This is a genomic window from Phocaeicola faecicola, from assembly GCF_013618865.1.
Classification (GTDB): domain Bacteria; phylum Bacteroidota; class Bacteroidia; order Bacteroidales; family Bacteroidaceae; genus Phocaeicola; species Phocaeicola faecicola.
Window position 1 is genome coordinate 1 of sequence record NZ_JABSOE010000070.1, and the last position, 22,002, is coordinate 22,002.

Genomic DNA, 22,002 nt, shown 5'->3' on the forward strand with positions numbered 1-22,002 from the left:
GTAATCCAATATCTGTGTGGGCAGTACAATACTGGCCAACATGCTCAAATAATCGTTTTCCATGCTGTAAAGTAAAGAACTATTCGATTAGATTACAAATTTATCCCCACTAAATTTCTACTGAGCCGATATTCCGTTCTGCATGTGAAGAGGTTAGTAAGAAAAATCCGTCGGAGGATGGGGGAAGGCAGGCTGTATGAGATGATATTCTTTGATTGTATTCGGAGTATACTGTAGAGAAAGTCTGTCTTATCATGCAGGCAATTCGTTGTAAAATAGTCTTTTCGTAGCTGTCTGAATGATTTGCGCCGCTAATTAATGAAATGCCGGCGTTGCGTGATGGAATTTCGCCGCTGACTGATCTTCCTTTCGGTAAGTGTGATTCTTTGTTTGCCGGTGCCTGGATGTATCGGCCGTTTTCGGAAATGAAATATTTCGTCTGTATATTTCCTTTTTTGTAAGAAGCTGTCTTTTCGGACTTTGGGACTGGTTTACGAAAGAAGGGTGAAGGGAGCCGGTGAAGCCAGGAGTCGGTTCCGGAAGTCGGAAGATAGGGGAGGAAAACGGAAAACCTTTGAGCCGTAGAAAGTTAAAGGGTAGGGTAAGGGCATAAAAAAAGTCTGTAGGCATAGCTTACAGACTTTCAATTCTCTCTTACTGCTAATTATTCAGCAACAACAGCAGCTGAATCGCAACAAGCAGCAGCTGAATCACATGCTACAGCGCTGTCAGCAGCAACTGGAGCTGCTTCTTCGATAGTTTCTACTGCAACTGAATCAGTTGAAGCTGCTTCATTGTTTGCTTTGTTACCACATGAAGCGAATGATACTGCTACAAATGCTACGAATACAAATACTAACTTTTTCATTTTCTTTTGCTTTTTAAAAATCTGTAATACTTATGTTGTTCTCTTAAAAACGATGCAAAGATAGAGACTTTTTCATTACATTGTTCTCCTGAAGGCCATTTTTTTCAAAAAAATATGTTTTTAAATATGTTTTTTTTGTTTTGAGGGGATTTTTCCGGGTAAAAGGGCTTTAAAAAAAGGAAAAATCGGCGGACTTTTTCCGGGCAAGCCATAAAATGACTAAAAAAGCCGAACTCTTTGACTTTAGTTTTCTTAATGTTTGAATTATAATTTGTAATTTTGTACTTTTAGTAAATTTACATTGATATAAAAAAATATGATTGATACATCTATTTTTCAGGATAAAAAAGCAGTTTATTATACATTAGGCTGTAAACTGAACTTTGCGGAAACTTCTACTATTGGAAAAACATTGAAAGAGGCAGGGGTACGGACCGTCAGAAGAGGCGAGAAAGCGGATATCTGTGTCATAAATACTTGTTCAGTCACTGAAATGGCAGACAAGAAATGTCGCCAGGCAATCCATCGGCTTACTAAAGAGCATCCGGGAGCATTTGTGGTAGTCACAGGCTGTTATGCACAGCTCAAGCCGGATCAGGTGTCCGAAATTGAAGGGGTAGACCTGGTGCTCGGGGCCGAACAGAAAGGCGATCTGGTGAATTACCTGGGTAACCTGGAGAAGCATGCGCACGGAGAGGCAGTCATTACAGCAACTAAAGATATACGTACTTTTGTTCCGTCTTGTTCGAGAGGGGACAGAACGCGGTATTTCCTGAAGGTACAGGATGGATGTGATTATTTCTGTTCTTATTGCACCATTCCTTTTGCCCGCGGCAGAAGCCGCAACGGTAGAATCGCTGACTTGGTGGCACAGGCCCGTGAGGTGGCTGCCGAAGGCGGAAAGGAAATTGTGCTGACAGGGGTAAATATCGGCGACTTCGGAAAATCAACCGGAGAGACGTTCTTCGATCTGATCCGGGCGCTGGATGAGGTTGAAGGCATTGAGCGCTACCGTATTTCTTCCATCGAACCGAATCTGCTGACCGATGAGATCATCGATTTTGTAGCTTCTTCCAAACGTTTTATGCCGCATTTCCATATTCCGTTGCAGTCGGGTTGTGACGAGGTGCTGAAGTTGATGCGCCGTCGCTACGACACGGCCTTGTTTGCGCATAAGATTCAGCGGATTAAGGAATTGATGCCCGATGCTTTCATCGGGGTGGATGTGATTGTGGGTACCCGTGGGGAAACTCCGGAGTACTTTGAACAGGCTTACGAATTTATCCGTGGGCTCGACATTACGCAGCTGCACGTGTTCAGTTATTCCGAACGTCCGGGAACCCAGGCGCTGAAAATCGACTACGTGGTGCCGGCCGAAGAAAAGCATCGCCGCAGCCAGCGCTTACTGGCTTTGTCGGATGAGAAAACAAAATCGTTCTATATGCGTTATATAGGTAAGGAGGCTAAGGTTTTGATGGAACATTCCAAGCCCGGTACCAAGATGCACGGCTTTACCGATAATTATATCCGGGTGGAACTGGAGAACGATGACCGTCTGGACAACCAGATTGTAGACGTACGTTTAGGGGAATTTAATGAAGAGACCGTTGCTCTTCAAGGTAATTTGAAAAATAAACCTTATATTTGATAATAAATAATAATATTGATCTTGTCTTTTATAATTTAAGACTGTATGATGAAAGTTTCTGTGGTGATATTAAATTGGAGCGGAAAAGAAATGCTTCAGCGTTTTCTTCCTTCGGTGTTGAAGTACTCCAATATGGAGGGTGTGGAGATTTGTGTGGCGGATAATGCTTCTGATGATGATTCATGTGCAGTCCTCGAAAAGGAATTTCCGGAAGTAAGATTAATTAGGCTGGATCAGAATTACGGCTTTGCGGAAGGATATAACCGGGCCTTGCAGCAGGTGAATGCCACGTATGCACTGTTGCTGAACAGTGACGTAGAGGTGACGGAAGGCTGGCTGGCTGTATTGACGGATTATATGGACAGGCATTTGCAGGTTGCTGCCTGTCAGCCGAAGATTTTAAGTCAGTGCGATAAGTCGTACTTTGAATATGCGGGTGCGTCCGGCGGATTTATCGACCGCTATGGCTATCCGTTTTGCCGGGGGCGTATCTTCGACTGTCTGGAAGTTGATAAGGGACAGTACGATGAGCCGATTCCCGTGTTTTGGGCAAGCGGAGCGGCACTGATGATACGCTTGGATATTTACCGCAGGGAGGGCGGTCTCGACGGACGTTTCTTCGCACACATGGAGGAAATCGACCTGTGCTGGAGAATACGGAGCCGCGGATATGAAATTCACTGCGTTCCCGGAAGCAAGGTGTATCACGTGGGAGGAGGAACCCTGAAGAAGGACAGTCCTCATAAAACCTTCTTGAATTTCAGGAATAACCTGCTGATGTTGTACAAGAATCTTCCGGAAAGAGAATTGGCAAAGGTCATGCGGGTTCGCTGGGTGCTCGACTATCTGGCGGCAGGGGTCTTTCTGTTGAAGGGTGACTGGAAAAACATGTGTGCCGTTATCCGGGCACGCAAGGAGTATTTCCGGATGAAGCCCCAGTTTACGACAGACCGCGAGGACAACCTGCATTATACGATGGTAGGAAGAATTCCGGAACGCTGGAACTGCAGTATCTTATGGCAGGCCAAGTGGAAGAGAAAGTGTTATTTCTCTATGTTTGAGAAATAATGCCGATGCAATAACTCAGCCGCATTGATAGTATCCGACTGTCAGTGCTGCTGTTTTTTTATCTTGTACGATGACTTCCGTTGGGATGAATTGATTATATTTGCAAGGAAGGCAAGCGGGGACGGGTACCGTTTTCCTGCCTTGACACATAGAGAAGTTTTTTGATTAAATATACAACCGATGAAAGAGCAGAAATCAATGAAGGAAAGGTATTGGAGATATTCTCTGATCGTATTGATTATAGGGCTGGGCATTTTATTGTTCCGTCAGGCCCAACCGTTTATGAACGGTATTCTGGGTGGTTTTACCCTCTATCTGTTGCTGCGTAATTTTACTTATTGGCTGCAGTCGAAGATGAATCCGACGTTGGCGGTCTGGCTGGTGACCATTGGTACTACGTTATTCATTCTGATACCGCTGTCGCTCATGGCATGGGCCCTGGTGAGCCAGTTGTCGGGATTGCATTTTGATACCCAGGCCATCATACAGCCTGCACAGCATGCCATTGCCATCTTGAAAGAAAAGACCGGTTTCGACGTGCTTTCAGAGAAGAGCCTGTCGTTTATGGTCAGTCAGCTTTCTTCCATCGGCCAGCGGGTGATGAGTGGGGTGAGCGATGCCGTGGTCAATATCGCCGTGGCCATCATGCTGCTGTTTTTCATGCTTTATGAAGGCCGGAAGATGGAATCTTATGTGACCGTACTCTTGCCTTTCGAGGAAGAGAACAAGCGGGAGGTGCTGGAGAAAATACAGCTGATGGTCCGCTCGAATGCCATTGGTATTCCGCTGCTGGCTGTGATTCAGGGTTTTATTTCCCTTGGAGGATATTTGCTCTGCGGGGCTCCCAATCCGATTCTGACTGCCTTTCTGACGGCCTTTGCTTCGGTGATTCCGATTGTGGGTACGGCCATTATCTGGATTCCTGTGACCATTTACTTTTTCCTGATCGGTGATTGGGTGAATGGATTGATTTTGCTGGGATACGGAGGAATTATCATTTCACAGTGTGACAATCTGATTCGTTTTATCCTGCAGAAAAAGATGGCCAACATCCATCCGCTGATTACCATCTTCGGTGTGGTGGCGGGACTTCCGATTTTCGGGTTTATGGGAATCATCTTCGGTCCGCTGCTGGTATCCCTGTTCCTGCTGTTCATCGAAATGTTCCGCGATGAATATCTGCTGAACGATGCCTCCGATGAGGGTGTTTCCAAATAAAAACATAGGGAAGTAACCAACCGGTTACTTCCCTATGTTTTTTTGAAGAAAACTCATGATTTCCGCCGTATCTTCCGGATGGAACCAGGTGATGTGCTGGTCCCGTTTGAACCAGGTCATCTGCTTCCGCGAGTAGATGCGTGAGTTCTGCTTGATTTTCTCGATGGCAAAAGGCAATTCCCACGTGCCGTCCAGGTAGTTGAACAGCTCTTTGTATCCTACGGTATTGAGTGAATTCAGCTGGCGGAAAGGATATACCCTGCGGGCTTCCTCCAGCAGTCCTTCTTCCATCATGATATCGACCCTCCGGTTGATGCGTTCGTACAGTTCCTCGCGTTCCCGTTTCAGTCCGATTTTCAGTATCTCGAAAGGACGCTCTTTCTGTGTCTGGGTACGGAACGAAGTGAAGGTCTTTCCGGTCATGTAGCATATTTCCAGTGCATGAATCACCCGCTTGTGGTTCTTCAGGTCCACTATCTGATAGTATTCAGGATCCAGCAACTTCAGTTCGGCACACAGTCTTTCGAGCCCTTCCTGCTCGTACCGCTCCAGCATCAGTTGCCGGGTTTCGTTGTCTACCGTCGGTATATCGTCGATGCCCTTGCATACGGCATCGATGTACATCATTGATCCGCCGGTCAGTACTACCACGTCGTTCTCCCTGAACAGTTCCTCCAGCTTTTTCAGGACTTCCATTTCGTATTGTGCGGCACTGTAATAGTCGTGCAGGTCGAGCGTGCGCACAAAGTAGTGGGGAACCCGTGCCAGCTGTTCCGCAGTGGGGGCGGCAGTTCCTATTTTAATATCTGCATACAACTGTCTGGAGTCGGCAGAGACAATGGAGGTGTGGTAGGCCTCGGCGATAGACAGGCTCAATTCGGTCTTGCCGACTCCTGTCGGGCCGAGCAGTACAATCAACGTAGGTTTCTTCATGAGTATATACTTAAAAAAATCCGCAGATTAGCGCGTGGAAACTTTGGATAATCCCATGCGTTAGTCTGCGGATGCTGATGTTTGCAAGACTTGTTTATTTAATATCTTTCATCATCGTAAGGATTTCCTCCTTCGCCCATTTCAAATCCTTCCGGATCGAAATCTTCCATATCGAAATCCTGGTCTCCGTAGAAGTTTTCATCCAGGTCCAGTGATGAGTTGGTTGCCATCTGCTCATCAAAGTCAATGGTCTGTTTGGGAGGATTGCCTTCCTTGCGTACACAGGTAGCACGTTTCAAATCTTTCCCGGTGATAATTTCCGACAATTCAATGAAAAATACTCTTTCTGTCAGCGGGTCAAAGACGTAAATCAGTTTCTGCTTTTCGTCTTCCAGCAACTCGCTCAGGCGGGTATCTTTCATTACGTAAGTATCTTCTTCGGAACTTCCGTTACCCATATCTTCCAGTGTGATTTCCGTTTCTTTTTCCCAATCGTCATCACAGATGAAGAAAGAAGTCATCTGGTCATTCTTATAACCGGTACTTTTCAAGATAGCTTCGTGAAGATCGTAGAATGAAGCTTCAGAGTCAATGTCAATTTCTCTCAGGAAATCATCGACTTCATCAGATATTATTCTAAATTTATATACCATTGTCTTTTTTTTAAATTCTCGGTAAAGATATAAAAAACTTTTATCGGATAATTCCTCTTTCCGAATTTTCGATGAACGAAACGATATATTTTATTTCCGGAGTCATGGTCATTTCCTCCTTGATCTGAGCCAGGGCATCGCTTACGTTCTTTCCGCTGTTGTAGATAATCCGGTAAGCGTTGTGGATGTTTTCAATCGTTTCGCTGGAAAATCCTCTTCTGCGCAGACCAATAATATTGATGCCGCTGTATGCAATCGGTTCGCGTCCGGCAATGATGTACGGCGGAATGTCCTTGCTGAAACGGCATCCTCCCTGAATCATTACATAACTGCCTACCTGGCAGAACTGATGCATCAGTACATTGGCGCTGACAATTGCATTATCGTGTATAATCACCTCTCCGGCCATTTTGGTCGAGTTGCCGATGATACAGCCGTTGCCCACAATCGTATCGTGTGCCACATGAACACCTTCCATCAGCAGGTTGTTATTGCCGACCACGGTCTTTCCCTTGGCAGCAGTACCGCGGTTGATGGTTACGTTTTCACGGATGGTGTTGTTGTCTCCTATTTCAGCAGTAGTCTCCTCTCCACGGAATTTCAAATCCTGAGGAATGGCTCCGATGACAGCTCCTGGGAAAATACGGTTGCCATTACCGATACGTGATCCGTATAAGATATTGGCATTGGGCATGATTACGTTATCATCTCCTATGACCACATTCCGGTCGATGAAAACAAAAGGACCAATCTCTACGTTTTTTCCAATCTGAGCTTCCGGATGTATGTATGCTAAAGGACTAATTTTCTGCTCCATCTTATACTGATCTTTTTATTTGTTTTTTACGATTTGTGCCATGAATTCTGCTTCACAGACTATTTTTTCACCTACAAAAGCATAACCTTTCATGGTCGAGATACCACGACGGATAGGAGCCATCAATTCCACACGGAAAATTAGTGTGTCACCCGGAACTACCTTTTGACGGAATTTGACATTGTCAATCTTGAGGAAATAGGTAGAATATTTTTCTGGATCGTCCAGCGAATTCAATACCAGCAGTCCACCTACCTGTGCCATGGCTTCAATCTGAAGCACACCCGGCATCACCGGTTCCTGTGGGAAATGTCCCTGGAAGAAAGGCTCGTTGGTAGTTACGTTCTTGATACCGACAATGTGGCTGGCACCGATTGCAATCACCTTGTCCACCAGCTGGAACGGATAACGGTGAGGGAGCAGTTCACGGATACGGTTTACGTCCATGAGCGGTGCTTCGTTGCAGTTGTACACCGGAGCCTGGATTTCATGCAGGCGGATTTCCTTACGGATCTGACGGGCAAACTTGTTGTTGATGGTATGTCCCGGACGGGTAGCGATGATACGTCCCTTAATCGGCTTGCCGATCAGTGCCAGGTCGCCGATGATATCCAGCAGTTTGTGACGTGCCGGTTCGTTAGGCCATACCAATGGAATGTGGTTGATGTATCCGATCTGGCTGGCATCCATGTGTGGAACCCCCATTACGTCGGCCAGCTTGTCGTAGTTTTCCTGAGTCATCTGGCGTTCGTAAATCACGATAGCATTATCCAGGTCGCCTCCCTTGATCAGTCCGGCATTGAGCAGCGGCTCGATTTCACGGACGAATACGAACGTACGGGCAGAAGCAATCTCATTCGGAAAATCTTCCATGTTCTCCAGCGTAGCATACTGGTTGGTCAGGATTTTCGAATCGTACGAAATCAGCGTATTGATACTGAAGTTTTCATCAGGCAATACGATGATGGACGAACCGGTATCTTCGTCGCGGAATTCGATTTTCGACTTGATTATATAATAATCCTTCGGAGCGGCCTGTTCTTCGATGCCTACTCGTTTGATACATTCTACATATGCTTTGGCACTTCCGTCCAGAATCGGAAATTCCGGACCGTTTACCTGAATCAGACAGTTATCAATACCTGCTGCATACAGTGCGGCCATTGCATGCTCTATCGTACTCACTTTTACCCCGTTTTTTGCCAAAACAGTACCGCGGGTAGTATCGACTACGTTTTCAGCCACAGCATCGATAATGGGCTGTTCGTCAAGATCTATTCGTTGAATTTTATACCCGTGATGTTCTGGGGCAGGATTAAAAGTAACGGTCAGCTTGACTCCTGTATGAAGTCCTTTACCGTTCAGTGAGAAACTGCCTTTTAAAGTTTGTTGTTTCAACATGGGCTTTACTTGTTAAGTTGTTTTTTTAATTCTTCCAGTTCTTTCTGCAGACGTCCCAGTTCGCTGTACATTTCCGGCAACTTCTTGAACACGGCAGAAGAACGTGCAAATTGTTTAGGTTCGATTGCCGGATATCCCATCAGGCTGCTTCCTGATTTTGTGTTTCCGGGTATTCCCGACTGGGCACCGACATTTACATGATCTCCAATCTGAATATGTCCGGCCACACCTACCTGTCCTCCGAACATACACCATTCACCGATCTTGGCAGAGCCGGCAATACCGACCTGTGAGGCCATTACGGTATGACTGCCTACTTCTACGTTGTGAGCTATCTGAATCAGGTTGTCCAGCTTGGTACCCTTATGTACGATGGTAGCTCCCATAGTGGCACGGTCTACGCATGTGTTCGCACCGATTTCCACCTGGTCTTCGATGATGGTAATTCCAATTTGAGGGATTTTTTCATATCCTTCGGCAGAAGGAGCAAAGCCAAATCCGTCGGCTCCTATTACGGCTCCGGCGTGGATGATACATTGGTTGCCGATACGGCAGTCGTGGTAAACGGTTACGTGCGGGTAAAGAATGGTTCCGTTTCCTACCTTTGCATTGCATCCTACAGTTACGTGCGGGTGAATATAAGCGTTGTCACCGATTACGGCACCCTCTTCGATGCACGCAAAAGGACCGATATAGACATTCTCGCCAATCCGGGCATTCGCAGCTACGCTTGCCAAAGGATTGATACCGGTCTTTTTCGGTTTGCTCATTTCATATAAAGTCATCAGTTTAGCAAGGCTTTCATAAGCATTATCAACTTTTATTAGCGTAGCCGTAATTTCACCTTCGGGAATAAAATCCTTGTTGACCAATACTATAGACGCTTTGGTTTCGTATATATAATGGGTGTATTTAGGGTTTGCCAGAAATGTGAGGGCTCCGGGTATACCTTCTTCAATTTTGGAGAATGTATGTACGGTAGCGTTTTCATCTCCTACAATTACTCCCTGGATATATTCCGCAATTTGCTTAGCTGAAAATTCCATAACTAATATTTTTGCTCTTTTTTAACTTTATTATTTACTGCCTGAAGGAGTCTGAAAAGACGCCTGCATTGTTAATTATGCAAATTACGTATTTTTTTTTTATATAATCGTATAAAAAGGCAATTATTTCTGATTTTAGGTCCTTAAATGTCTTTAGAGCAAGTGAAATATAGTCAAAAAGGCAGCATCTGATTATTACATACAGATACTGCCTTTTTATTATGTTTTAACAGATTGACGTATAAATACGATGAAAATATACGCTGCTGGAATTATTTTTTACAAAATGGTTTTCAATTGTTCAGCCATCTGTTTTTGTACTTTCTGAGCTTCTTCACCGGCAACTGCAGCAAAGTTTTCTGTCTTGTCGGCATAGATGATGGCACGGCTTGAGTTTACAATCAGTCCGCATTCCTTGGTCATACCGTATTTGCAGACTTCTTCCAGTGAACCGCCCTGTGCTCCGATACCCGGAACCAGCAGGAAGTGGTTCGGAACAATCTTACGGATATCTTCGAACATGCGTCCCTGAGTAGCTCCTACTACGTACATCATGTTTTCGTCGTTGGCCCATTCCTGTGACTTGCGCAATACTTTTTCGAACAGACGTTCGCCTTCCGGATCGGTAGTCAGCTGGAAATCGTGTGAACCCTTGTTGGAAGTCAGTGCCAGCAGGATTACCCATTTGCCTTCATAAGTAAGGAAAGGAGTCACACTGTCTTCACCCATGTACGGAGCCACCGTTACAGAGTCAATATTCAGTTCTTCGAAGAACGTACGGGCATACATGGCCGATGTGTTTCCGATATCACCACGCTTGGCGTCCGCAATGATGAACTGGTCAGGATAGTTGGTCTTGATATATTCTACAGTCTTTTCGAATGCAATCCATCCTTTTACTCCCATGCTTTCATAGAAAGCCAGATTCGGCTTGTAAGCAATACAATAAGGGGCTGTTGCATCGATGATTGCCTTGTTGAAAGCAAAAATCGGATCTTCTTCTTTCAGCAGATGTTCCGGAATCTTCTTGATGTCGGTATCCAATCCTACGCAAAGGAAAGATTGCTTTTTCTTGATATTTTCAAATAACTGTTGTTTATTCATAATGCTTTGTATTCTTAAAGTTCACTTTCTTTCAGTCGTTCTGCATTTTCGGCAACGATCAGGTGGTCGATACAGTCCTGAATATCCCCGTCCATAAATGCAGCCAGGTTATAAATGGTATAGTTAATACGGTGGTCGGTAATGCGTCCCTGCGGATAGTTGTAAGTACGGATCTTCGCCGACCGGTCGCCGGTGCTGACCATTGTCTTACGCTTCGAAGCAATGTCGTCGATGTATTTCTGATGCTCCTTGTCGTAGATGAAGGTACGCAGGCGTGAGAGGGCACGTTCCTTATTCTTGGGCTGGTCACGGGTTTCGGTACATTCAATCAGAATTTCCTCCACCACCCCCGTATTGGGGTTCTTCCAGTTGTAACGCAAGCGGACACCCGACTCAACCTTGTTGACATTCTGTCCGCCGGCACCTCCGCTTCGGAAAGTATCCCATTTAATCTCACCTTCGTTGATTTCCACGTCGAAAGGTTCCGCTTCCGGAAGTACGGCTACCGATGCCGCAGATGTATGCACACGTCCCTGTGTCTCGGTGGCCGGAACGCGCTGTACGCGGTGTACCCCCGATTCATATTTCAGTGTACCATATACCTTGTCGCCTGTAACAGAACAGATGATTTCCTTAAAGCCTCCGGCGGCACCCTCATTGGCGCTTGATACTTCCAGTTTCCATCCTTTGGATTCACAGTACTTTGAATACATACGAAATAGATCGCCGGCAAAGATGGCTGCTTCATCTCCTCCGGTACCTCCACGGATTTCCAGAATCGCATTACGGTCATCTTGCGGGTCGGCAGGCACGAGCAGCAGCTTGATTTCTTCCTCGAGCTCCGGAATCCGGGCCTCACAGGCGGCAGCTTCCTCACGCGCCATCTCCTTCATTTCAGGATCGCTTTCGTTCATCATGGCCTTTGCCTCTTCCAGTCCGCTGATGCACTGCAGGTATTCCTTGCGTGCGTTCATGATGTCTCCCAGTTCTTTGTATTCCTTGGTGAGTTTCACATAGCGTTTCTGGTCGGCTATGACATTCGGGTCGGTGATGAGTGTGGAAACTTCCTCAAAACGGGCTACCAATCCGTCCAGCTTCTCTAATAATGTATTGTTTTCTGCCATATTAATTTATTTCCAAAATCGTTTAAGTCAAGATTCGTTCCGGAAGCCCGGCCGTTTTCGGCATCCGGTCTTTCTTCCGAAACGGGCTTAAATGCTCATCCAGCAATTTTTAATATTTGAACTCTCCGAATTCACTGCGGATAATCAGTTCCTTGGAGCCGTTGCTTTCCTCGATGCGACCGATGATCTGTGCATCGATGTTGAATGATTTACTGATTGCGATAACCTCTTCCGCATGTTCCGGTGACAGGTATACTTCCAGACGATGTCCCATGTTGAACACCTTATACATCTCATCCCAGTCGGTACCGCTTTGTTCCTTGATGGTGCGGAACAATGGAGGAACCGGGAACAGGTTGTCCTTGATGACGCGGCAGTTGTCACCGACAAAGTGCAGCACTTTGGTCTGTGCACCACCCGAGCAGTGTACCATACCGTGAATCTGAGGACGCAATGCATCCAGCAGTTTTTTCACTACCGGTGCATATGTACGGGTAGGAGAAAGTACCAGTTTACCTGCATCCAGCGGCGATCCTTCTACTGCATCAGTGAGTTTCAGCTGACCGCTGTACACCAGTTCTTCAGGTACGGCCTTGTCGTAGCTTTCCGGATATTTTTCGGCCAGGTATTTGGAGAAGACATCATGACGGGCACTTGTCAGTCCGTTGCTTCCCATACCTCCGTTGTATTCCTTTTCGTAAGTAGCCTGTCCATAAGAAGCCAGACCCACGATTACATCCCCCGGACGGATATTGGCATTGTCGATTACATCGGCACGTTTCATACGGCAGGTCACTGTACTGTCGACAATGATGGTACGTACCAGGTCGCCTACATCGGCTGTCTCACCTCCGGTTGCATATACACCGACTCCCATTTCGCGAAGTTCGGCCAGCAGTTCGTCTGTACCGTTGATGATGGCAGAGATTACCTCTCCCGGAACCAGCAGTTTGTTGCGTCCGATGGTTGATGAAACCAGAATATTGTCTACTGCACCCACACACAACAAATCGTCAATATTCATGATCAGGGCATCTTGTGCGATACCTTTCCATACCGACAAGTCACCGGTTTCCTTCCAGTACAGATAAGCCAGTGAAGATTTTGTGCCTGCCCCGTCTGCATGCATGATGTTGCAATATTCAGGGTCACCGCCCAGAATATCCGGGATGATTTTACAGAATGCTTTTGGGAAAATACCTTTGTCAATGTTTTTAATCGCGTTATGTACATCTTCCTTTGATGCAGATACGCCACGCTGCATGTATCGTTGGTTACTCATGAGATATTATAAGTTTGTTGATTTCAATTGAATGCGCAAATTTAGCGAATATTTTGCGTATTCCCTTCTTTTTATCTAATGTTTTTCCTTCTTCTTCCCCAGGAGGTCGAAAACAGGAATGTTCATTTCCAGGGCTTCGCTCTCATTGCCGAAACGGTCGACGGCCGTGATGCACCAGTAGGCTTTTTCCTGCCAGGGGAAATCGGGCAAGAAGGTATAAGTGGTCGAGTCGGTACGTGTGGCAATGATGTTCTCAGCCTTTTGGATATCTACCGGATATGTATTGGATGCATATACCCGGTAATATATTCCGCCTTTTTCCCTGCTTTCCGATGCCTTCCACTTGAGTTGCACTCCTTTGGTGAGAGGAGTAAAGACCGGTTGGCTAGGAGGGAGCGGGGCAATGCTGTCCTGCCATTTCATTGCAGGAACCACAGCCGGATAAGCATAGAACTGCTCTTTCAGTTTGTCCAGCAGTCCCTTGGTATTGTCCAGCAGGAACTGGTTGCGGAAATATGCCTGACCGTCAGTTCCTATGCTTCTTGTAAATTCTATTTGACGGACAATCTCATTCAGTTGCCAGTCTCTTTCCCGCGGATGGAGGAAATAAATACCCAGTCCGGGCACAATCCACCGTTCGTATTTATTCTCCTGCCAGTCGAGTGCAAAAGGATAGAAGTTGTTTCCCTGGAAGTACATCATCGGGAACAGAGCGTCGTGTATACCTTCCGACAGCCACTGCTTGGCATCCTGGTATACAATCTCATACGCATTCCATCCGCGTGAATTGTAGCGTTGGGTATCGTTGTATTTTCCTACCGGTGAACTGCTTACCTTTACCCAGGGCTTCAGTGCCTTGGTCTCGTGATACAGACGGCGTACGATACGGGTGATGTTGTCGCGCCGCCATTGTGCAAGGTCCTGCTTGCTGTGGCTCTTGCGGTACGTGGCTGCATCGGGGAAGGTGGCCGAATGCTCCGGATAGCGGATATAGTCGAAGTGCACCCCGTCGATGTCGTATTTCGAAACAATCTCCCGGACAATGCCTGCCAGATAGTCGTCCGTTCCCTTGTTGCCTGGATCGAGGTACCAGGTTCCCTTATACAACTTGCACAGGGAGGGTTTCTTTCTGACTACCGATTCTTTGCCCAGCAGTTTCACCTGCCGCTGGTTCCCGATGGGGATGGTCACAATCCAGGCATGTACCTCCATGCCTCTGCGATGGCATTCTTCGATGGCAAACTGCAACGGGTCGTATCCCGGGTCTTTCCCTTCATGTCCGGTCAGTGATTCGGTAAAGGACTCTATGGCCGAGGGATAAATCACATCCCCTCTCAGCCGGGTCTGTAAAAGTACGGTGTTGAAGTTGGCTGCCTTCAGCTGATCCAGTATACGGCAGAACTCCTTTTTCTGCAGTTCGATGCCGCGTGGTCCTGATGCCTTGTGCGAAGGCCAGTCCATTCCGCCTAATGTCGTAACCCAGGAGGCTCGTATCTCGTACTTAGGTTGGGCAAAAACTCCTTTGCTGAAAGAGAGCATCAGGCAAAGTAACAGTGTGTATAATAGTTTAAACCGATATGTCATAGTTCAATGATTGAGCCGGTCCGGCCCAACCGTTATTTTACGGTATTGGGATTCATTCCGGCAGGATTGTTTTTGATTTGCAAAGATAGTGAATTCTTGTGGGAACCGCTTCTTTTCCTGCCTAGCTTTTAGTTAATCTGGGAGGTAGAGGATATTATTTGGGTAAATTTTGTTAATTTTGCGGACGGTTGCGGCCGGATGGATACCGGCTGCAGGGTACGGGGTGAATATTCAGAAAATAATGATAATAAGTAATGAAAAAAGTAATGTGTTTATGTGCGCTTCTGATAGGAGGTGCGGGGGCTCTTTCGGCTCAGAAAAAAGGATTTGACTACAAATTTTACGGGCAGGTCCGTACGGATTTCTATTATAATAGCCGTGCCAACTCGGAAACGGTGGATGGATTGTTTTACATGTATCCTCAGGACACTCGTCTGGATGCAGCCGGACAGGACTTGAATGCGGTAGCGAACAGCAATTTCTATACCTTGTATTCCCGTGTCGGAGTCGATGTGGCAGGACCGCAGTTGGGTAACATCCAGACCTCGGCCAAAGTAGAGGTTGACTTCCGTGGTTCGGGTACTTCTTATTCCATGTTCCGGATGCGCCATGTGTATTTCAACCTGGCCTGGAACCACTCTTCGTTGCTGGTCGGACAAACCTGGCATCCGCTGTATGGTGATGTCGCTCCTGAAATTCTGAATCTGAATATGGGAGCTCCTTATCAGCCGTTCAGCCGTGCGCCTCAGATCCGTTACCGTCTGGCATATAAGCACCTGGTGCTTACGGCTGCGGCCATCTGGCAGTCTCAGTATCTGTCAGTCGGACCCAGTTCTACACGGGTAGGGGCGGTGTCTACGGCAAAGAGCGCCGAATTCATGAAAAAGAGCAATGTTCCTGAATTCTATGTAGGAGCCGATTATAAGAACGAAACCTTGCTGGCCGGAGCCGGTGTGCACGTGGGTTCCATCGTTCCGCGGACAGAGTCGGTAGATGATAACGGAAATGTCTATAAGGTAGATGAGCGGGTGACCGGAGTTTCGGCAGAAGCGCATCTGAAATACAAACAGAATAACTGGCTGGTGGCTGCCAAGACCGTGTTGGGAACCAATCTGACTCAGACCAGTACGGTGGGCGGATACGGTATTACTGCCATCGACAAGGTGACCGGTGAACAGGATTATGCTCCGTTGCGGACTTCGGCTACTTGGGTGAATGTGGCATATGGCAAGAAATGGCGTCCGGCTTTGTTCTTTGGATATTTGAAGAATCTGGGAGCTTCGGAAGAAGTGACTTTGGGTAAGATTGGTACCGGAACGGGCCTCGATCAGTTGTTTACCGGAACAGCCGAACTGACATATAACCTTCCCAACTGGAAGTTCGGAGCCGAATATTCGGTGTGCAATGCCTGGTATGGTGATGAGTTTGATCCGAAAGGCAAGGCTTCTACCTCACACGATGTGCTCAATCACCGTCTGGTGCTGACTGCTATCTTCCAGTTCTAAACCGGATGGAGCAGTTGCCTGCCACCGCCGGCATTTCCATCCGTACGATGATTGCGGGCAGGAATACCGGCGGTGACAGAGTGATTTGGTGGCAACTGATACACAGATATACAGATACAAAAACAGCGGACTGCATGTTCCAAAGCTATTGCTCAAGGAAAATGCAGTCCGCTGTTTTTGTATTCCGTTTTTAATACCGGTTTTTAATACCGGTCGGTTTTTCTTTTATTTATCACCCTTATATTGTCCTTTCAGCACTTCTTTAATGCGTTGGATAATTTCTGAATCCTTCACCTTGCTGGTGTTGGTAAGGGTATAGGCAAAGTTATCCGCCAGGATTTCCTCCGGATGGATGGTATAATTCGTGTTTCTGCCTACCTTTTCATAAAAGTTTTCTGCTTTTGAAATCGGGTAGATAACGGTCTCTCCGTTTTGCTGCAACGGGATGAAATGCTCATCCAGCGGCACCAGTCCTACGTTCAGGTAATCCGTCAGTCCACCTTCGGTGTACTCTCTGTCGGTATACAGCACCATGGTACAATTCTGTTCTTTGCCATCGATAAGGAAGGAAGCATAACTGTCGTGACGGCTGATGTCCGGATTGGAAATCCGCTTGTTGACCAGCTCTGCCGGGAAAATGATTTCCTGACGGGTGATGTTGAATCCGATAGTGGCATAGATAGCCTTTTTGAAGTCCATACTGTTCCGTGTCAGCACATGAAACAGTTCGTGTGCCATAATCTCCCGCAGCGTCTCATTGTCCAGTTCGCTCAAGGCTTCCTCACCCAGGGCAATCCAGTTCTCGCGCGTATAGGCAATGACCTTTCCTTCTTCTTCCATGGATGTCTTCACCAGAATTACCTCTTCAGGGAAAGGCAGTGAAGCGTTCAGTTTGGTAAGGCTGGCTTCCAGTTCCTTGATAATCTTGCTGATTCTTTGCTTTTCCTGGTCGCTCCAGTTGCCTGTAGCATTCATGGCTACCGTCAGCAATTGCGACTTTTTGCCCTCATTGGTCTGGAGACGTACATTGATGTCAAACTGGTTCCAGTTATTGGTAAACTGGTCGATATTGGTAATCAGCATCTGGGCTTCCGCTTTTGTGGCAAACCGGAACGGAATGGCATGATTGCTTTTGGGCGAGGCTGCCATCGAGGTCAGGCAGCAGCACAGGGCAGTCAGGAGGGTGAAAAGATATTTCATAGATATAGGGATTTTAGAAAAGCATAAGACAGGCATATACGCATGCCCGCTTATGCTTTATGATGAATTACTCTTTGTCCTTTAAGGCATCAAAAATCAGTGCTTCCAGCTCTTCTGCAAGTTCCGGATTGTCCTGGATACACTGTTTGGCCGCGTCGCGTCCCTGTCCCAGTTTGGTATCGTTGTAACTGTACCACGAACCGCTCTTCTTGATGATACCCAGTTCGGCACCCAGGTCGATGATTTCTCCACTGCGTGAGATACCTTCACCGAACATGATGTCGAATTCAGCCTTGCGGAAAGGAGGAGCGACCTTGTTCTTTACCACTTTTACACGTGTCTGGTTACCAATCACATCTTCACCGTCCTTGATCGGACTGCCTTTGCGGATATCCAGACGGACAGAAGCATAGAATTTCAGTGCGTTACCTCCGGTTGTTGTTTCCGGGTTACCGAACATGACACCGATTTTCTCACGCAACTGGTTGATGAAGATACAGGTCGTGTTGGTCTTGCTGATAGCCGAAGTCAGTTTACGCAAGGCCTGTGACATCAGTCTTGCCTGCAAGCCTACACGGTTGTCACCCATTTCTCCTTCGATTTCAGCCTTCGGAGTCAGGGCAGCTACAGAGTCGATGACGATGATATCAATGGCCGATGAACGGATCAGCTGTTCTGCGATTTCCAGTGCCTGTTCTCCGTTGTCCGGCTGAGAAATCCACAGGTTGTCGATATCCACTCCCAGTTTGGCCGCATAAAAACGGTCGAAAGCATGCTCCGCATCAATGAATGCCGCAATACCACCCGCCTTCTGCGCTTCGGCAATGGCATGGATGGCCAGTGTGGTCTTACCAGATGATTCCGGACCATAAATCTCGATGATACGTCCTTTCGGATAACCGCCTACTCCCAGTGCCGCATTCAGGGCAATGGAGCCGCTCGGGATTACCTCCACTTCCTGTACGTGGTCATCTCCCATTTTCATGATGGAGCCTTTTCCGAAAGTCTTCTCTATTTTATCCATAGCAGCCTGCAAGGCCTTCAGTTTTTCGCTATTGTTGGGCTTTGAAGCGGCGTCGATACCCCCTTCAAATTCCAGTTCGTCTTTTTTTGCCATATATTCTTAATGTTTAAGGATATTGTGATAAATATATAAACACCCTGTCGGATGAGTTATTTCAGAATTTGTGCAGCGTGACCCTTGGTCTTGATTTCCTTCGGCAGGATGATACGCTCGATAATTCCTTCCTCGTTGATGATGAAGGTGGTACGGAAAGTACCCATGTACTTGCGTCCGTACATGCTTTTTTCTCCCCATACTCCGAATTCCTGTACCAGTTTTTGTTCGGTATCGGCAATCAGCGTAAACGGAAGTGCATTCTTTTCGATAAATTTGAGATGCGACTTCTGGTCATTGATACTTACACCAATCACTTCATATCCGGCATTTTTCAGTTCCTGATAGTTGTCACGCAGGTTACATGCCTGAGCGGTACATCCGGAAGTCATGTCCTTGGGATAGAAATATAATACGATTTTTTTTCCTTTATAATTGCTCAGACGGATTTCTTCACCGTTCTCATTCAAGCCGAGCAGTTCGGGGGCTTTGTCTCCTACGTTCATGATATAAAAATTAAATAAGACAAGGAAGGACCTGTGTGTCCCCTTGTGTATGAGTTTTTGTGAAAGGGAAAGGAATAAATCCGGCATCTGCATCCGTTATGCAGACGCCGGTTGTTTCCAAATGTTTATAAAGAGGGCGATTATGCACTTTTTTACAGTTCCAGGTCGCCGTCGAATACTTCATGCCAAGGCAATCCGTACTGGTTCAGTGCTTCCATGAACGGATCCGGATCGAATTCTTCCACGTTCCATACTCCCGGACGTTTCCACAGTCCCTTCAGGAACATCATGGCACCGATCATGGCAGGCACACCGGTGGTATAGCTTACTCCCTGCATACCGGTTTCCTTGTAAGCCTCCTGGTGTGAACAGTTGTTGTATACATAATATGTACGTTCCTTACCGTCCTTGATACCACGGATGCGGCAACCGATAGAAGTTTCACCTTCATAGTTCTCACCCAGATCCTGCGGATTAGGCAATACAGCTTTCAGGAACTGCAGCGGAACGATTTCCATACCGTTGTAGTTGATAGGCTCGATGCTCGCCATACCGATGTTCTGGATTACCCGCAAGTGAGTCAGGTATTCCTGTCCGAAAGTCATCCAGAAGCGGGCACGCTTGATGGTCGGGAAGTTCTTCACCAGCGATTCCAGTTCTTCGTGATACAACAGGTAAGAATCGCGCGGACCGATGTTCGGATAAGTCAGGTCCTTGTGGAATTCAAGCGGCTGGGTAGTCACCCACTGGCCGTTTTCCCAATACCGTCCGTTCTGAGTAATCTCACGGATGTTGATTTCCGGATTGAAGTTGGTAGCAAAAGCCTTGTGGTGATTTCCGGCATTGCAGTCCACGATATCCAGATACTGGATTTCGTCAAAATGATGCTTGGCTGCATAAGCCGTATACACACCGCTTACTCCCGGGTCGAATCCGCAACCCAGAATAGCTGTCAGGCCAGCCTCTTCGAAGCGCTGTTTGTAAGCCCACTGCCAGCTGTATTCGAAGTGTGCTTCATCCTTAGGCTCGTAGTTGGCGGTATCCAGGTAGTTGACACCTGCTTTCAGACAGGCTTCCATGATGGTCAGGTCCTGGTACGGAAGTGCTACGTTAATAACGATTTCGGGTTTAAAACCATTGAATAAAGCCACCAGTTCGTCTACATTATCTGCATCTACCTTAGCGGTTTTGATGTTTGGGTTACCGATCGCTTTTACAATCGCGTCACATTTTGACTGGGTGCGGCTGGCAATCATCACTTCTGTAAAGACTTCAGGATGTTGGGCCACTTTGTGTGCAACGACGGTTCCTACACCGCCTGCACCGATAATCAATACTTTACTCATTTATCAATAGAATAATTTTAATGCCCGGTAAACGTTACCGATCAGTACGCAAAGATAGAAAAATTTCTGATAAGATTATGCAGTATTTTGGGGTTATCGCCATTTTTCTTACAGAAGTTTTATCAGGCTAAACTATTTGAAATAACTTTGTATTCTGTGGAAGAGTCCGATCTCATTCCTGAGGAGTACATAAAATAAAAGAAAGAAAAAGTATGAAAAAAGTTTATTTTGGAGTGGCCGCACTGTGTGCCGGTGCTTGGATGGCATCGTGTGGCGGTAATAAGGTGTTAATGAGTTCATCTGAATTGGGTGGTGAATGGAATATTGTAACGGTTGCGGGTGAGCAGACTACAGGTGAGGAGTTGCCGTTCATCGGTCTGGACATGGAGGCAAAACGTCTGTATGGCTATACCGGATGCAACCGCATGATGGGAGGCTTTGAAGTAGATACCTTGAATGCCGGAAAAATTCATTTCACCCAGGTTGCTACTACCCGTATGATGTGCCCGGATATGAATCTGGAAATCAAAGTGGTAGATGCGCTGAATAAGGTTGACGGATATACGGAAACCGAAAACGGGGTTGCCCTGACCGACGAGAAGGGAAATACCCTGCTGACCTTGTCAAAGCGCGAGACTCCACAGGTGACTGTAGAAAGTCTGAACGGTGAGTGGGTCATTGCTGCGGTCAACGGAGCTGCTTTGGAGAAAATGGACAAGACTCCTTTCCTTTCATTCAATGTGGCTGAAAAGCACGTACACGGCAATGGTGGCTGCAACGTAATCAACGGCGGCTTTATGCAGGAAGAAGGAAAACCGGCTTCTCTGCGCTTTACTCAGTTCATTTCTACCATGATGGCCGGTCCGGGCATGGATGTGGAAAGAAAGGTACTGAAGGCTATTGATACGGTACGCAGCTTTACCGTGAAAGAAGACCAGTCGGTGGCTTTGCTCGATGAAAACGGAGTAGAGGTACTTACTCTGGTGAAGAACGAAGGAGAAAAGCTTTCTAAATAATCAGTAAGCAAATCACACAATCGTAGTTTATAAATAGGGGATGAGGCTGTCTCAAAATACTTTGAGATGGCCTTTTTTGTGTCTGCAAAAAAATCGGGCAAGTCCTAACTTCGCTCAGTCAGAACTTGCCCGTCTCCCTAAATTTTTGTATCTTAGGGAATCAAGTCAATATATCCCAAAGATAATGTTTAAAAATTACACATCCAACGATAATCTGCTTTTACCTCCATGTTTAGGCGATTTTATTCCCCAGAACGATCCGGTCCGGGTTGTTCACCGTATCATTGAACAGATAAACCTCGAAGAACTTTACCGCAGGTATTCTCCTAAAGGCTGTTCTGCATACCACCCGCGCATGATGCTTCAGATTCTGGTCTATGCTTATCTGCGTAATATCTATTCCAGCCGTCGCATAGAAGAATTCTGTCGCAATGACATCCGCTTCATGTGGCTTACCGGCAACGTTACTCCTGACCATAATACCATCAACCGTTTCCGCAGCAGCCGTCTGAAGGATGTACTGAAGACAGTTTTCGCCACTATTGTAAAGTTCCTCGTGTCAGAAG

Annotated in this window: 20 protein-coding genes; 6 read left to right on the top strand and 14 right to left on the bottom strand. The window is 46.7% G+C overall.

The window, feature by feature from the left end; translation table 11 throughout:
* Nucleotides 1–664 precede the first annotated feature (664 nt).
* Nucleotides 665–868, bottom strand: coding sequence for a PG1828 family lipoprotein (locus H3001_RS15905; RefSeq protein ID WP_178243371.1), 204 nt, complete (start codon nt 866–868; stop codon nt 665–667).
* A 316-nt stretch (nt 869–1,184) separates the two neighbouring features.
* On the opposite strand from H3001_RS15905, the gene mtaB reads away from it, so the two are divergent.
* The 3 genes from mtaB to H3001_RS15920 all read left to right on the top strand — a co-directional run bounded on the left by mtaB (nt 1,185) and on the right by H3001_RS15920 (nt 4,802).
* The gene (mtaB, locus tag H3001_RS15910; protein WP_181215468.1) at nt 1,185–2,516 is read left to right on the top strand and encodes a tRNA (N(6)-L-threonylcarbamoyladenosine(37)-C(2))-methylthiotransferase MtaB; all 1,332 of its coding nucleotides are present in this window, start codon (nt 1,185–1,187) and stop codon (nt 2,514–2,516) included.
* 48 nt (nt 2,517–2,564) lie between these two features.
* Nucleotides 2,565–3,584, top strand: a complete 1,020-nt coding sequence (locus H3001_RS15915) for a glycosyltransferase family 2 protein (RefSeq protein WP_181215476.1) — start codon at nt 2,565–2,567, stop codon at nt 3,582–3,584.
* A gap of 198 nt (nt 3,585–3,782) precedes the next feature.
* On the top strand, nt 3,783–4,802 hold the full coding sequence (locus tag H3001_RS15920) for an AI-2E family transporter (protein WP_178243408.1): 1,020 nt from the start codon (nt 3,783–3,785) through the stop codon (nt 4,800–4,802).
* 24 nt (nt 4,803–4,826) lie between these two features.
* Here H3001_RS15920 and miaA read toward each other — a convergent pair whose 3' ends face one another.
* From miaA to H3001_RS15965, 9 genes are all read right to left on the bottom strand, one after another.
* Nucleotides 4,827–5,735, bottom strand: a complete 909-nt coding sequence (gene miaA / locus H3001_RS15925; protein ID WP_178243369.1) for a tRNA (adenosine(37)-N6)-dimethylallyltransferase MiaA — start codon at nt 5,733–5,735, stop codon at nt 4,827–4,829.
* Nucleotides 5,736–5,833: 98 nt separating this feature from the next.
* Nucleotides 5,834–6,388 carry an IS1096 element passenger TnpR family protein gene (locus H3001_RS15930; protein WP_178243368.1) on the bottom strand — a complete coding sequence of 185 codons (555 nt, stop codon included), beginning with the start codon at nt 6,386–6,388 and terminating at the stop codon, nt 5,834–5,836.
* Nucleotides 6,389–6,428: 40 nt separating this feature from the next.
* Nucleotides 6,429–7,205 carry an acyl-ACP--UDP-N-acetylglucosamine O-acyltransferase gene (gene lpxA / locus H3001_RS15935; protein WP_178243367.1) on the bottom strand — a complete coding sequence of 259 codons (777 nt, stop codon included), beginning with the start codon at nt 7,203–7,205 and terminating at the stop codon, nt 6,429–6,431.
* A 15-nt stretch (nt 7,206–7,220) separates the two neighbouring features.
* Nucleotides 7,221–8,606: a bifunctional UDP-3-O-[3-hydroxymyristoyl] N-acetylglucosamine deacetylase/3-hydroxyacyl-ACP dehydratase gene (locus H3001_RS15940; protein WP_178243366.1), complete on the bottom strand. Its 1,386-nt coding sequence runs from the start codon at nt 8,604–8,606 to the stop codon at nt 7,221–7,223.
* 5 nt (nt 8,607–8,611) lie between these two features.
* Nucleotides 8,612–9,652: a UDP-3-O-(3-hydroxymyristoyl)glucosamine N-acyltransferase gene (lpxD, locus tag H3001_RS15945; protein WP_181215469.1), complete on the bottom strand. Its 1,041-nt coding sequence runs from the start codon at nt 9,650–9,652 to the stop codon at nt 8,612–8,614.
* Nucleotides 9,653–9,931: 279 nt separating this feature from the next.
* Complete coding sequence (pyrF, locus tag H3001_RS15950) at nt 9,932–10,756, bottom strand: orotidine-5'-phosphate decarboxylase (RefSeq protein ID WP_178243364.1); 825 nt, start codon at nt 10,754–10,756, stop codon at nt 9,932–9,934.
* A gap of 14 nt (nt 10,757–10,770) precedes the next feature.
* Nucleotides 10,771–11,880, bottom strand: a complete 1,110-nt coding sequence (prfA, locus tag H3001_RS15955; protein WP_178243363.1) for a peptide chain release factor 1 — start codon at nt 11,878–11,880, stop codon at nt 10,771–10,773.
* Nucleotides 11,881–11,989: 109 nt separating this feature from the next.
* A complete protein-coding gene (locus H3001_RS15960; protein WP_178243362.1) occupies nt 11,990–13,162 on the bottom strand; it encodes an AIR synthase-related protein in 1,173 nt (390 codons plus the stop codon).
* Between the two features lie 75 nt (nt 13,163–13,237).
* Nucleotides 13,238–14,746, bottom strand: coding sequence for a glycoside hydrolase family 10 protein (locus H3001_RS15965; protein ID WP_181215470.1), 1,509 nt, complete (start codon nt 14,744–14,746; stop codon nt 13,238–13,240).
* A 254-nt stretch (nt 14,747–15,000) separates the two neighbouring features.
* On the opposite strand from H3001_RS15965, the gene H3001_RS15970 reads away from it, so the two are divergent.
* Entirely contained in the window at nt 15,001–16,251 is a 1,251-nt protein-coding gene (locus H3001_RS15970; RefSeq protein WP_181215471.1) for a hypothetical protein, read from the top strand.
* Nucleotides 16,252–16,476: 225 nt separating this feature from the next.
* On the opposite strand, the gene H3001_RS15975 is transcribed toward H3001_RS15970, so the two are convergent.
* From H3001_RS15975 to H3001_RS15990, 4 genes are all read right to left on the bottom strand, one after another.
* Complete coding sequence (locus H3001_RS15975) at nt 16,477–17,451, bottom strand: hypothetical protein (RefSeq protein ID WP_181215472.1); 975 nt, start codon at nt 17,449–17,451, stop codon at nt 16,477–16,479.
* A 67-nt stretch (nt 17,452–17,518) separates the two neighbouring features.
* Nucleotides 17,519–18,568: a recombinase RecA gene (gene recA / locus H3001_RS15980; RefSeq protein WP_178243358.1), complete on the bottom strand. Its 1,050-nt coding sequence runs from the start codon at nt 18,566–18,568 to the stop codon at nt 17,519–17,521.
* A gap of 56 nt (nt 18,569–18,624) precedes the next feature.
* Nucleotides 18,625–19,074, bottom strand: coding sequence for a thioredoxin-dependent thiol peroxidase (gene bcp / locus H3001_RS15985; RefSeq protein ID WP_181215473.1), 450 nt, complete (start codon nt 19,072–19,074; stop codon nt 18,625–18,627).
* A 152-nt stretch (nt 19,075–19,226) separates the two neighbouring features.
* Nucleotides 19,227–20,420 carry a saccharopine dehydrogenase family protein gene (locus H3001_RS15990; protein WP_181215474.1) on the bottom strand — a complete coding sequence of 398 codons (1,194 nt, stop codon included), beginning with the start codon at nt 20,418–20,420 and terminating at the stop codon, nt 19,227–19,229.
* 212 nt (nt 20,421–20,632) lie between these two features.
* Here H3001_RS15990 and H3001_RS15995 point away from each other — a divergent pair, with 212 nt between their 5' ends.
* The gene (locus H3001_RS15995) at nt 20,633–21,436 is read left to right on the top strand and encodes an META domain-containing protein (RefSeq protein WP_178243355.1); all 804 of its coding nucleotides are present in this window, start codon (nt 20,633–20,635) and stop codon (nt 21,434–21,436) included.
* Nucleotides 21,437–21,620: 184 nt separating this feature from the next.
* Nucleotides 21,621–22,002, top strand: a 382-nt coding sequence (locus tag H3001_RS16000; RefSeq protein WP_181215475.1) for a transposase, incomplete at its 3' end; no start/stop codon positions are given.